This window comes from Kitasatospora sp. NPDC058046 (genome assembly GCF_042885595.1).
Lineage (GTDB): Bacteria > Actinomycetota > Actinomycetes > Streptomycetales > Streptomycetaceae > Kitasatospora.
The window spans coordinates 49328-62015 of sequence record NZ_JBHVRS010000026.1 but is presented as its reverse complement, the minus strand read 5'-3'; the positions used below and the strand labels follow the sequence as shown (position 1 = coordinate 62015).

Genomic DNA, 12688 nt, shown 5'->3' with positions numbered 1-12688 from the left:
GCTTACGCACGGTTTGTAGTGTTCTGTGCCCCGTTTTCGGGCACGCGTGGGCCCCGCGGGGCCGTGGTGGTGCGGGTGGCTGGGCCCGCGAGGGGCCCGGCGCCTCCTAGGGCGCGGCGGCGGACACGGACACGCAGGTGTCGTCCGCCTCGGGGGTGCGGGGCCGTTCTGCGCGGAGCTCCGCGATGGCGGCCTCGAAGTCTTCCAGTCCGTCGTACGCCTGGTACACGGAGGCGAAGCGCAGGTAGGCGACCACGTCGAGTTCCTTGAGCGGGCCGAGTATGGCCAGCCCCACGTCGTGGGTGGTCAGCTCGGCGCTGCCGCTGGCGCGCACGCACTCCTCGACCCGCTGGCCGAGCTGGGCGAGCGCGTCCTCGGTGACCGGGCGGCCCTGGCAGGCCTTGCGGACGCCGGTGATGACCTTCTGCCGGGAGAACGGCTCGGTGACGCCGCTGCGCTTGATGACCATCAGCGCGGCCGTCTCCACCGTGGTGAAGCGGCGTCCGCAGTCCGGGCACTGCCGACGACGGCGGATGCAGCTGCCGTCCTCGGTGGTCCGGCTGTCGACAACACGGCTGTCGGAGTGCCGGCAGAAGGGGCAGTGCACCTCGGGATCCCTCCCTGGCAGAACGTTCGGACCTGTTGAGTCTATGCGATGCGCCCCCGGCCTCGGCAAGCTGATCATGCGGGGCGACCACTAGTACTGGGCACGGAGAGGACTGTAGCCACTACATCTAGGAGTCTGGGGGAGGTGAGCGCCTTGGCGTGTCGATGTCGCGAGGGGCCCGATTAGACTGCCGGGGGCGAGTTTCGCTCGAACATTTACTCGATGTACAACAAAGCCTTGATCGAGTCAGTCAACTCCCGAATAATTCACTCGAACGTGTGTTTGGCGCAACCTTTCGATAGGAGGCGCGTTGGGCTGGAAAAGGGGAGAGGACAGCCGTCGAGAGGGGCCGCCGTGAACACGATCGAAAGCAACACCATCCCGGTGCAGGAACACTCCCAGTTCAAGGTGGGGCAGCGCACCACGAATCAGCAGGGTGTGGACAGCAGCATGGACCGTAGCGAAGACCACCGCCTCTCCGGCGCGGCCCTTTCCGGGGCGACCCGCGTTCCCGACCAGCCGATCGAACACTCCACCGCCATGGACGACTCCCACACCTCCCCCGCCCGGGCGATGCCCGGTCGCCCCCCCGGCATCCGCACCGACGAGGCCGGTCTCACCGAGCGCCAGCGCCGGGTGATCGAGGTCATCCGGGATTCCGTCCAGCGCCGCGGCTACCCGCCGTCCATGCGGGAGATCGGCCAGGCCGTGGGCCTGTCCAGCACCTCCTCGGTCGCCCACCAGCTGATGGCCCTGGAGCGCAAGGGCTTCCTACGCCGGGATCCGCACCGCCCGCGCGCCTACGAGGTCCGCGGCGTCGAGGTGGCCCGCCCGAACACCGCCGAGACGGCCGGCCGGCCCTCCACCTCCTACGTCCCGCTGGTCGGCCGGATCGCCGCCGGCGGGCCGATCCTGGCCGAGCAGACGGTCGAGGACGTCTTCCCACTGCCCCGCCAGCTGGTCGGCGAGGGCGAGCTGTTCGCGCTCACCGTGCGCGGCGACTCGATGATCGAGGCAGCCATCTGCGACGGCGACTGGGTCACCGTGCGCCGCCAGCCGGTCGCCGAGAACGGCGACATCGTGGCCGCGATGATCGACGGCGAGGCCACCGTGAAGCGGCTCAAGCGCGAGGACGGCCGGATCTGGCTGATGCCGCACAACCCGGCGTACGAGCCGATCAACGGCGACAACGCGACCATCCTGGGCAAGGTCGTCGCGGTCCTGCGCCGCCTCTGAGCGGCCCTGTGCCGCCCCTGGGCGGCCCCGTGCGCCTCTGAGCGCACCCGCGCCGCCTCGGCGCGCACAGCAACACGCACCAGCACGCACCGCACCACCACACACACCGGGAAGGGGCTCCTCCGCACAGTGCGGGGAGCCCCTCCGGCGTTCCACGGGCCGGGCGGCCGGTGCCCTCAGCCCCGCTTCACCACCGGCCGCACCGGCGCCGCCGAGGCGTCGATCGACGCCAGCGAGCGGCGCACCTGGTTGCGGTCCGTGGTGTACCAGAACTCCGGCATCGAGGAGCGGAAGAAGCTCCCGTACCGCTTGGTCTCCACCCGCGGGTCCAGCACCGCGACCACGCCCCGGTCGTCGGCCGCGCGCACCAGCCGGCCCGCGCCCTGCGCCATCAGCAGCGCCGCGTGGGTCGCCGCGACGGCCATGAAGCCGTTCCCGCCGCGCTGTTCGACGTCCTTCTGGCGGGCGCTCATCAGCGGGTCGTCCGGCCGGGGGAACGGGATCCGGTCCATCACGACCAGCTGGCAGGCCGAGCCGGGCACGTCCACGCCCTGCCAGAGCGAGAGCGTGCCGAACAGGCAGGTCGTCGCGTCCGAGGCGAACTCCCGGATCAGCTCACCGAGGGTGTCCTCGCCCTGGAGCAGGACGCGGTGGTCCAGCCGCTCACGCATCGCCTCGGCGGCCGTCTGGGCGCCGCGCATCGAGGAGAACAGGCCCAGCGTGCGCCCGCCGGCCGCGCCGATCAGCTCGGCCAACTCGTCCAGCATGTCGGGCCGTTCGGGATCGCGCCCGGGGTCGGCCAGGTGCTTGGCGACGTACAGGATGCCCTGCTTGGGGTACTTGAACGGCGAGCCGACGTCGATCCCGCGCCAGTGCGGCACCGCGTCCTCGCCGAAGCCCGCCTCGGCGTCCGGGTTGTCCCCGGCGGTGCGGACGTCCGGCAGCCGCGTCTCGGAGGGCAGGCCGACCGAGGCGGCGACGCCGTTGAAGTCCCCGCCGAGCTTGAGCGTGGCCGAGGTGAGGACGACCGAGCGCTCCTTGTACAGCCCCTCGCGCAGCAGCCCGGAGACGCTCAGCGGGGCGACCCGCAGCGAGGCGGTGCCCAGCCCGTAGCGGTCGCTGCGCTCGATCCAGACCACGTCGTACTCGGAGTCCTCCAGCAGCCGCTCGGCCGTCTCGTGCAGCGCCTCGGCCGAGGCCATCGCCTGCTTGCGGACGGCGTCCTCGTCGCTGAGCCCCTTGTCCCTGGTCTCGCCGAGCGAGGTGATCACCTGGCGGGAGGCGTCCCGGATCGCGGTGACCGCGTACGCGAGGTACTCGGGCAGCTCCTCGACCCGGCCGGGCTGGGCGGTCTCCATCAGGCCGTGGTAGTTCTCGGCGGCGGCCTGGAGCGCGTCCACCGCCTTCTCGTTGGCCAGCCGCGCGGCCCGCTTCACCGCCCGGTTGACGGCGCCGACGGTCAGCTCGGCGGTGGCCGCGCCGGTGACCCGGTTGACCAGCTCGTGCGCCTCGTCCACGATCAGCAGCCCGTGCTCGGGCAGCACCGGCGCGCCCTCGATCGCGTCGATCGCGAGCATCGCGTGGTTGGTGACCACGACGTCCGCCAGCTTGGCCCGCTCCCGCGCCTTCTCCGCGAAGCACTCCTGGCCGTACGGGCAGCGGGTGGCGCCCAGGCACTCCTTGGAGGTGACCGAGAGCTGGGCCCAGGCCTTGTCGGAGACGCCGGGGCTGAGGTCGTCGCGGTCCCCGGTGTCGGTCTCGTCGGCCCAGTCGCGCAGCCGCAGCACGTCCTTCCCGAGCTTCCCGGTGGGCCCGCCGAGCGCGTCCACCGGGTCGAACAGGCCCTCGCCCTCGTCGCTCGGGGTGCCTTCGTTGGCCCGGTGCAGGCAGAGGTAGTTGGAGCGGCCCTTGAGCATCGCGAACAGCGGGCGGCGGCGCAGCACCGGGTGCATCGCCTCGACGGTGCGCGGCAAGTCCCGCTCCACCAGCTGGCGTTGCAGCGCCAGGGTGGCGGTGGCGACCACCACCCGGTCGCCGTGGGCGAGCGCGGGCACCAGGTAGGCCAGGGACTTCCCGGTGCCGGTGCCGGCCTGGACGAGCAGGTGCTCGGCGTGGTCGACGGCGTCGGCGACGGCCTCGGCCATCCGGACCTGGCCGGGGCGCTCCACACCGCCGACGGCCGCCACCGCGGCGTGCAGCAGTTCGGGGATCCGCGAGCGCGGGACGGCGACGGCTTCCTCGGCCTCGTCGCCGAGGACTGCCGCCCGCTGGGATTCGGAGTCGTGGGATTCGGAGTCGTTCGTCATGACCCTCCCAGCCTACGGGGCGGGGGTGACAATCCGGTCCCGTTGCCCGGGCATCCGCACGTCCACGGCGACCAGCGCGTTCGGCACTGTCCCGTACCGGGCGGCGTGCGGGCGGTGCGGGCGGTCCTGGTAGCCGTCCATCAGCAGCCGGTTGCGGTTGAGGCAGAGCCGGTCGATCCGGGGGCGGAACAGGTCGAACAGCTCGAAGCGCTCGCGCAGCTCGGGGAAGCGGTCCTGGTAGCGCAGCACCTCGGCGCGCAGCAGTGCCCAGAACTCGGTCTCGGGCAGTCCGGTCTGCGCCTCCAGCAGCGGGGCGAGGAAGCGGAAGACGCCGATGAACAGCCCGGAGTGGATGAACTGGCAGAGCCCCTGCGGGCTCTCCCTCAGCAGCACCTCGGCCACCTCGTCGGGCAGGCCGCGCAGTTCGGGCAGGTCCTGGGCGCTGAGGTTGACGTCGTCCACGAAGTCCTTGACCGCGAGCCGGACCGGCGCGTCGGTGGGGTCGAAGACCACGATGGCGTTCTCGCCGTGCGGGGAGAAGACCAGCCCGTAGCGGTAGAGGAAGTGCAGCAGCGGCGGCATCATCGCGGCGAACAGCCGGGCGGTCCAGTCGCCGGGGAGCAGGCCGGAGCGGTCGATCAGCTCGGCGGCGAGCGCCCGCCCGTCGGAGCCGGTCTGCAGCAGCGAGGCCAGGGTGCGGGCGCGCTCGCCACCGTCCAGGAAGGGGCCGAGCGGCTGGCGCCAGATCGCGCCGAGCAGTTCCTTGTACTGGTACGGCGCCTCGGGCAGCTCGCGGTAGAGCGGGTGGTCGACGGTGACGGAGGCGATCTCGCCGAGCAGGATCACCCGGCACTCGTCGCGCAGGTACGGGTCGGCGTCGCGCAGTCCGAGCAGCCAGGCGGTGACGGCGGGCGCGGCCAGCGTGCGCTCGACCGGCAGGCCGCGCCAGACCAGGGTGTTGAGGATGGACAGCGGCAGCTTGACGGTGCAGCGCTCGGGGTGGGCGGTGTTGAAGAAGGAGCGGATGGACTGCTGGGGCAGCCGTGGGTCGCCGTCCGAGGGCAGCGGGACGATCTCGCCGGAGGCGATCCAGGGCGCGAACAGCGGCAGGACCGTCTCGTCCCACTGCCAGGGGTGGACGGGCAGCAGCAGGTAGTCCTCGGCGTCCGGGCCGAGCGCGGCGCGCAGCGCGTCCACGTCGTCGAGCTCGCGGGCGTACAGCTGCTCGGGCCGCTCCAGGCCGGGCACGCCGCGGTACTCGGCGAGCCGGCGGTGCACGGCGATCCACGGCAGCGGGCGCGGGCTGCGGGCCTCCGGGGCCCAGCGGGCGGCGTCGGCGGCGGAGAAGCCGATCCGGCCCTTGTTGGGGACGATCCAGGGGTGGCCGGTCTGCCGGCCCTCCAGCGCGGCGTGGTCGAGGTCGGCGAGTTCGGCGGCGGTCAGCGCGGTGGCGAGCTGGCGGGCGTCGGCGGTGAGGGTGGCGGAGAGCTCGCGGATCAGGTGGCCGGTGGTCTCGCCGCGCAGGCCGAGGGTCTGCCGGGCGTACGGGAGGAAGCGCAGCGGGTCCAGGCCGTCCGGGCGGGAGCAGCGGACGGACTCCGGGTCGACCTGCCAGCTGTCGTAGGAGCCGCGCCGGGCGGTGAAGCGGTACTCGGCCTCGGGCAGCTCCAGCCGGTACTCGCCGGGCTCGTCGCCGGGGACGGGTCGGAGCAGTTCCTCGTAGGCGAACTCGCCCAGCATCTTGGCCAGCAGGGCGCGGCCGGCCCGCTGCCAGTGCCCGGCGGTGAGGTGCGGGGGCAGGTGGAGCGGCGGTTCAGCGGCCGACGGTTGCGGCACGGGTCAACTCCTGGGGGCGGGGGACGGCGGGGGTGGGCTGTTCCACGGGACCGGCGGGGGTGGGCTGTTCTACGGGACCGGCGGAGGTGGGCTGGTCGGCGGGCCCGGCGGGGCCGGGCGGCGCGAAGCCGGTCCAGGCGGTGCGGCCGGGCAGCCGGTGGACGGTGCGCCCGGTGACGGCGTTGAGGATCACGGCGGCCCGGTGGGCGCCGAGTCCGAGGTCGGGGGTGCCGACGCCGTGGGTGTGCAGTTCGGCGTTCTGGACGTACAGCCCGCCGGTGAGTCCGGGCCGGGTGGCGACCCGGTGGTCCGGGTCGACCCGGTAGCGCCCGGCCTCGTCCCAGTCGATCAGTTCGGCGAGCGGTTCGAGCGCGGCCGGGCGGGCCGCCCGGTAGCCGGTGGCGAGCACCACGGCGTCGGTGCGCAGCAGGTGTTCGGCGCCGGAGTCGGTGTGCCGGCAGTGCAGTTCGAGGCCGCCGCAGGGGCCGGGGCGGGCGGCGTCGACGGCGGTGCCGGGGGTGATCTCGACCGGGGCGGCGTCGATCGGGCGGCCGATGGTGCGCTCGTAGAGGTGGTCGTGGATCTCGGCGAGGGTCTCGGCGCTGGCGGCCTTGTGCAGCTGCCACTGGGCGGTGACCAGCGCGTCCCGGACGGCCGCGGGCAGGCCGTGGAAGTAGCGGGTGTAGTCGGGGGTGAAGTGCTCCAGGCCGAGCTTGGAGTACTCCATGGGGGCGAGCGCCCTGGTCCGGGTGAGCCAGCGCAGCCGGACGTCGTCGCCCTCGTGGCGCCGGAGCAGGTCGAGGAAGACCTCGGCGCCGGACTGCCCGCTGCCGACGACGGTGATGTCGCGGGTGCCGGCCAGGTCGGCACGGCGGTCCAGGTACTCGGCGGAGTGGAAGGCCCGCGGGTGGCCGGCCAGCGCGGCGAAGGCCTCGGGCAGTACCGGCCGGGTGCCGACGCCGAGGGCGAGGTTGCGGGCCCTGACCTCGGAGCGCCGGCCGGTCGCGGTGTCGGTCAGTTCGGCGCGGTACCAGGGCGCCTCCCAGTGCAGGGCGGTGACCTCGGTGCCGAAGCGGCAGTTGGCCAGCCGCTCGGCGGCCCAGCGGCAGTAGTGGTCGTACTCGCGGCGCGGCAGCTGGAAGCGCTCGGCGAAGTAGAACGGGAACAGCCGGTCCTGGTCGCGCAGGTAGTTGAGGAAGGACCACGGGCTGGTCGGGTCGACCAGGGAGACCAGGTCGGCGAGGAACGGCACCTGCATCCGGGCCCCGTCGACCAGCATCCCGGGGTGCCAGCGGAACTCCGGGCGCTGGTCGCAGAAGAGCGTGCGCAGGCCGGGGACGGGTTCGGCGAGTGCGGCGAGCGAGAGGTTGAACGGGCCGATGCCGACGCCGAGCAGGTCGTACGGAGGGGGTGTCGAGGTGTCCACAGGGTCGTCCTAGGCGGGGAGTTGGGCCTGCGCGGCGGGCCCGTCGGCCCGGTCGCGGACCATCAGGGCGGCGCGCTTGTCGGGCAGGTCGAGTTCGGCGGCGGCCCGGAATCCGGCCCGTTCGAAGGCCCGGACGGACCGCCGGTTGCGGACGTCCGGCTCGGCCACCACCCGTTCGCAGCGCGGATTCCGGCGGAGAATCAATTCTGCGAGGGCGGCCAGCAGGACGGCGCCCAGGCCGCGGCCGCGGCTGGCGGCGGGGCCGAGCAGCAGGTGCACGCCGGTGTCGTACGGCCGGGCCGGGTAGTGCGCGGCGAGCGGGTCGAGGTCGGCGCGGTAGACCTCCCAGTAGCTCATCGGCTCGCCGTCGAGCAGTCCGAGGCACGGGAGGCTGCGGCCGTCGCCGTCCAGTTGGGCCCGGACGTGCCGTTCGGTGACCTCCGGCGGCCCGGCGAGCTCCCAGAAGGCGTCGACCTCGGGGTCGTTCATCCACCCGGCGAGCAGCGCCAGGTCGGCGGGCAGCCGGACCGGGCCGAGCCGGAACTCGCCGACCGGGGTGGGGACGGCGCCCCACCCGGACAGGCCGTCCGGCACCCGGCACCCGTCGTCCGTCATCAGGCACCCGCCACCGGGTTGGGGATGTCCACGTACACGGACTGGCTGGCGACCGGGCCGACCAGTTCGTCCATGCCGTTGACCCGGGTGAGCAGGTTGGCCTTGCAGGGCAGCGCGGGCGCGTCCAGCAGCAGCGCGGGCAGCGCCGAGCCGGTGGCGGCGGCCCGGGGGCCGGCCAGGAACCGGCGCAGCGCGGCCAGCAGCACCGTCTCGTCGGCGAGCCGCTGGGAGCCGAGGGCGCCGATCAGGCCGAGCACGTGGTTGATGCCGAGGTAGTAGGCGAAGTGGTGGTCGATCACGTCGTCCGGCAGGAAGGTGTCGCTGTCCGCGCCGAGTCCGGGCAGCCGGGCGGCGAGCCGCGCGGCGGCGCTCTCCCGGTAGTAGTAGCCCTGGTTGTCGCGGTAGCGGCCGCCGCAGGGCCAGCCCTCGGCGTCCAGCAGGACGAGGCTGTTCTGCTGGTGCGCCTCCAGGGCGATGCCGCCCCGGCCGTCCAGCCAGAGGATCGGCAGCACGACCGCGTCCAGGTAGCGCAGGAACCATTCGGCGGCCACCGTCGGCAGCGGGCGGGCGCAGCGGACGGCCAGGGCCCGCAGGGTGTCGCCGAGCCGGGAGGGCACGGTGTCGCCGGTGCCGAGCGGCTGTTCGGCGACCAGGCCGGCGACGCACAGCGCCCGGTCGGTGGGCGCGAAGGGCTGGGCGCGCAGCACGGTGTCCAGGCCGCCCGGGTCGCCGAGGGCGGGGTGGTCGACGCCGATCCAGGCCGGGTCGCGGACGATGTCGAAGCCGGGGTGGGCGGCCCGCCACTCGGCGGCCAGCCCGCTCTCCAGCAGCCGGTGCATCTCCAGGCCGCGGTGCAGTTCCTTGCGCAGGTTCTCCCGGCGGGAGTTGGTGATCCGCAGGCCGAGCGAGAGCTTGAGCATCCACGGGGTGCCGGGCCGGTAGACGGTGCGCACCGAGGAGGTGGGGTACCAGGGGTCGCCGGCCGGGCCGAGGTCGTGCAGCAGCCCGTCGGCGAGCAGGGCGGCGACGGCCGGGCGGTGGGCGAGTTCGCGGGCCTGCCAGGGGTGCAGCGGGACGGCGGCGGTGCCGGGCGGCAGCGGCACGGCGCCGTCGAGCAGTCCGGCGGTGAGCCGTTCGGCGCTCTCGGCGACGGCGGAGCCGGCCGCGAGCAGTTCGCGGTCGACGGCGTACCAGTGCAGTTGGAAGGAGCCGTGCAGTTCGGGCGAGTAGGCGGCGCTCTGGGCCGGGCCGAGGCCGTCGCGGCTCTTCGGCGTGGGGTGCAGCGGGTGGCCGAGCAGCAGGGACTGCTCGGCGGCGAGGAAGTGCGAGCGCTCCGGCCCGCCGGGCACGGCGGCGGTGCGGCGGTGGGCGAGGATCTCGGCGGTGCGCACCACCGAGTCGCCGACCCTGGCGGCCAGGTCGGCGACCTGCCCGGGGTCGGGCCGTTCGGCGGCCGCGGCGGCGAGCAGCGCGGCGGCGGTGACGGCGTCCACGGGGGCCTCGCGGACGTCCCCGGCCGGGCCGGTCTCCCCGACCGCGAGGGTGGCGGGTCCGAAGCGGTGCCAGCCGCCGGGCGACCAGTAGCGGACCGGGGCGGTGAGCCGGGCGGCCCCGCCGAGGACGGCGATCCGCAGCCGGCCGTCCGGGCCGGGCCGGGCTCCGGTCTCCCGGGTCCAGCAGCGCAGCAGGGCCTCCAGTCCGGCCTGTTCGGCGGCGACGGCCGGGTCGGGGTGCAGCAGGAGGTCGTGCCCGTGGGCCCGCTCCACGGTGGGCGACGGTACGGGCGGGGCGACGGTGAGGGCGGCGGTGCTCAAGGCTGCTCCTTGGGGCGCGTGGGGGTGCGGACGCGCACTGTGGTGGAGGGGTCGGCGGGCGCTCGCACCGTCGCGTCAGGTAAGGGTTACCTATCCCTGACGGGTGATCACAAGGACGGATCACTCGTCAGGGTGAAGATCGGGGATTGTCCACCAACGGGGCCCGATGCCCTGCTGCGTCGGCGGACCGGGCGGGCCCGGATCACGGATCGGTGACCTCCGGCCCGCACCGCAACCCGGGGGGTGGGCAGCGCCGTCCTCGTCCGCGATGGAAGACTCCATGGCGGCGAACCGCCGCACCGCGAACCGGCCGGACACGCACCACCGCGGTGCGCAACCGCCGGCCGTGACACCACCGGGCGGCCCGGCACCGACCGGCACCGACCGACCGAGCACAGGGGGAAGCGCACAGATGCCCACGATCCACCGGTCAGCCCTGGCCGCCGCCCTGGCCGCGGGCACCCTGCTCGCCGTGACCGCCTGCGGGCCGGACGGCCCGGCGGGCGGCGGGACGAGCCCCGCACCGCCGCCCTCCACCGAGTCGACCCAGGCCGCGGGTTCGGGCGGCGTGATCGGCGGGATCCCGCTCCCGTCCGGGCTGCCGACCAGCCTGCTGGAGGGACTGCCCAGGAGCTGGGACGACCTGAAGAAGTGGAAGTACGAGGACTGGGACAAGTGGGCGTCCAAGCACGTCTTCAACAACCCGGTGGTGAAGGACTTCTGGGACCCGGACAAGATGGGCGACTCCAAGCCCGCCGACCCGGCCCCGCCCACCGCCAAGCCCGCCCCCGCCACGCCCAAGCCGGCCACCGACGACGGCGTGACCGACCCCGATCCCGCGCCGGTCAAGGCCGTGACGGTGCCCCGCCCGTACCTGAAGCAGCCCTCCGGCAAGGTGTTCTTCTCCGCCCAGGGCGGCCGCGGCAACTGCTCGGCGACGGTGATCGCCGACCCCCAGCACCCGGGCAAGAGCAACCTGGTCTGGACGGCCGGGCACTGCGTGCACGAGGGCAAGGGCGGGAACTTCTACAAGGACCTGGTCTTCGTGCCCGCCTACAACAACTCCGGCGCCTCCAGCGGCGGCAAGCGGGCCCCGCTGTCCGAGCTGGCCCCGCTCGGCACCTGGTGGGCCGACCAGGTCACCACCTCGCCGCAGTGGATGGTCGAGGGCGGCGGCACCGGCGACGCCGCCAACCAGTACGACTTCGCGGTGATGCGCGTGCACAACCAGAACGACACCGGCAAGTCCCTGGAGGAGACGGTCGGTTCGGCCGTCCCGGTCTGGTTCGACGCGCCGCGCGACCAGCTCAAGGTCTCGGCCGTCGGCTACCCGCTCGCCAAGCCGTTCGACGGCCAGGAGCTGTACAAGTGCGACGGCGGCAAGCCCACCCGGCTCTCCTTCGACGCCAAGCGCCCGACCATGCTGACCATCGGCTGCACCATGACCCAGGGCGCCAGCGGCGGCGGCTGGTTCGCCACCATGCCGGACGGCCGGACCGCGCTGGTCAGCAACACCTCGATCGGCACCCAGGAGCACACCTCGCTGAGCGGCCCGTACCTGGAGGCGGTCGCCCGGCAGGCGCTGGACTGGATCTCCAAGAAGTAGCCGCCGCCGACGGGGGGCGGTAGGGAACCACCAGCACAGCACGGGGGGACGAGCCAGCATGCCGAGAACCACCAGCCGGCGGCGCCGGGCCGCGACGGGCGGCGCCGCGCTGCTCGCCGCGCTCGCGCTGGGCGCGGCCGGGTGCGGCCCGGACGGCCCCGCCCGGCCCGCCACCGCGCCCCTCGCCCTGCCCAGGTCGTCGCCCACCAGCCCGGGCGACCTGAGCGGCTGGAAGGTGGACGACTGGGCCCGCTACGTCGCCGAGAGCGCCTTCGCCAACGACGCGGCGCCCGGCGCCTGGACGGCGGCCCGGATGGACGCCGCCAGGCCCCGGCCCACCCCGGAGTACTCGCTGACCGCCCCCGCGGCGGCCGGCGTCGAGCGGGACGCCCCGCCCGCCGCCGTCCCGGCCAAGCCGCAGCCGCACCCGTACGGACCGGTCGGCTCGGTGGTCGGCCGGCTCTTCGCGACCACGCCGCAGGGCGACGTGTCCTGCTCCGCCACCGTGGTCTCCGACCCGGTCAACCCGGGCCGCAGCAACCTCGTCTACACCGCCGCACACTGCCTGCACGACGGCAAGGGCGGCGGCTGGCTGAAGAACCCGGTCTTCGTGCCCGGCTTCAACCGGGACGGCCAGGCGGTCCACGGCAAGGCGAACGCCGACCGGCTGGTCGCCCCGTACGGCCGGTGGACGGCGGTGCGCGCGCTGGTCTCGCCGACCTGGCTCCAGGAGAGCGGCGTCGGCGCCCACCACCAGTACGACTACGGCGTCCTGCGGGTGCGCGGCGAGGACGGCTCCGGGAGGTCCCTGGAGGAGACGGTCGGCGGCTCGGTGCCGATCTGGTTCAACGCCCCGCGCGACCAGATCACCGGGACCGCCGCCTACGGCTACCCGGCCGAGCGGCCGTTCGACGGCCTGGAGCTCGAACACTGCGACTCCCCGCTCGCCCCCGGGCTGCTCTCCTTCGACCGGGACCGCCCGCCGATGTACGTGATCGGCTGCACCATGACGGCGGGCGCCGCCGGCGGCGGCTGGTTCGTCATCCGGGACGGCAAGCCCAACCTGGTCAGCGTCGGCGCGGTCGGCAACCGCAACCCGGCCGGCTACCAGGCCGGCCCCTCCCTCCAGGACCAGGCGAAGCAGGCCTTCGACTACTTCGCCAAGAACGTCCGGTAGCACCGCCGGAGACACGGAGGGGCCCCGGGACGGCGATCCGTCCCGGGGCCCCTCCGTGCGCTTCG

The 12688-nt window shown here is 74.2% G+C and carries 9 protein-coding genes; 3 read left to right on the top strand and 6 right to left on the bottom strand.

Annotated elements, in window-relative coordinates:
* Positions 1-106: 106 nt before the first annotated feature.
* Positions 107-607, bottom strand: coding sequence for a transcriptional regulator NrdR (gene nrdR / locus ACFVU7_RS37320; protein WP_049653458.1), 501 nt, complete (start codon positions 605-607; stop codon positions 107-109).
* A 354-nt stretch (positions 608-961) separates the two neighbouring features.
* Here nrdR and lexA point away from each other — a divergent pair, with 354 nt between their 5' ends.
* Complete coding sequence (gene lexA / locus ACFVU7_RS37315; protein WP_310593172.1) at positions 962-1843, top strand: transcriptional repressor LexA; 882 nt, start codon at positions 962-964, stop codon at positions 1841-1843.
* Between the two features lie 176 nt (positions 1844-2019).
* Here lexA and ACFVU7_RS37310 read toward each other — a convergent pair whose 3' ends face one another.
* From ACFVU7_RS37310 to ACFVU7_RS37290, 5 genes are read right to left on the bottom strand one after another with little or no spacing between them, the layout of a single operon-like run.
* Positions 2020-4149, bottom strand: coding sequence for an ATP-dependent DNA helicase (locus ACFVU7_RS37310; protein WP_079272798.1), 2130 nt, complete (start codon positions 4147-4149; stop codon positions 2020-2022).
* Between the two features lie 12 nt (positions 4150-4161).
* Complete coding sequence (locus ACFVU7_RS37305) at positions 4162-5985, bottom strand: IucA/IucC family protein (RefSeq protein WP_375876200.1); 1824 nt, start codon at positions 5983-5985, stop codon at positions 4162-4164.
* Positions 5963-7411: a lysine N(6)-hydroxylase/L-ornithine N(5)-oxygenase family protein gene (locus tag ACFVU7_RS37300; protein ID WP_388050118.1), complete on the bottom strand. Its 1449-nt coding sequence runs from the start codon at positions 7409-7411 to the stop codon at positions 5963-5965. Before ACFVU7_RS37300 ends, ACFVU7_RS37305 begins: the two co-directional genes overlap by 23 nt.
* 9 nt (positions 7412-7420) lie before the next feature.
* Positions 7421-8134: a GNAT family N-acetyltransferase gene (locus ACFVU7_RS37295; RefSeq protein WP_388050183.1), complete on the bottom strand. Its 714-nt coding sequence runs from the start codon at positions 8132-8134 to the stop codon at positions 7421-7423.
* Positions 8026-9840, bottom strand: coding sequence for an IucA/IucC family protein (locus ACFVU7_RS37290; protein WP_074005688.1), 1815 nt, complete (start codon positions 9838-9840; stop codon positions 8026-8028). The genes ACFVU7_RS37295 and ACFVU7_RS37290 overlap by 109 nt, the downstream gene beginning before the upstream one ends.
* A gap of 412 nt (positions 9841-10252) precedes the next feature.
* Here ACFVU7_RS37290 and ACFVU7_RS37285 point away from each other — a divergent pair, with 412 nt between their 5' ends.
* Positions 10253-11446 carry a trypsin-like serine peptidase gene (locus ACFVU7_RS37285; protein ID WP_380740132.1) on the top strand — a complete coding sequence of 398 codons (1194 nt, stop codon included), beginning with the start codon at positions 10253-10255 and terminating at the stop codon, positions 11444-11446.
* A gap of 58 nt (positions 11447-11504) precedes the next feature.
* Complete coding sequence (locus tag ACFVU7_RS37280) at positions 11505-12623, top strand: trypsin-like serine peptidase (protein ID WP_380740134.1); 1119 nt, start codon at positions 11505-11507, stop codon at positions 12621-12623.
* Positions 12624-12688 lie beyond the last annotated feature (65 nt).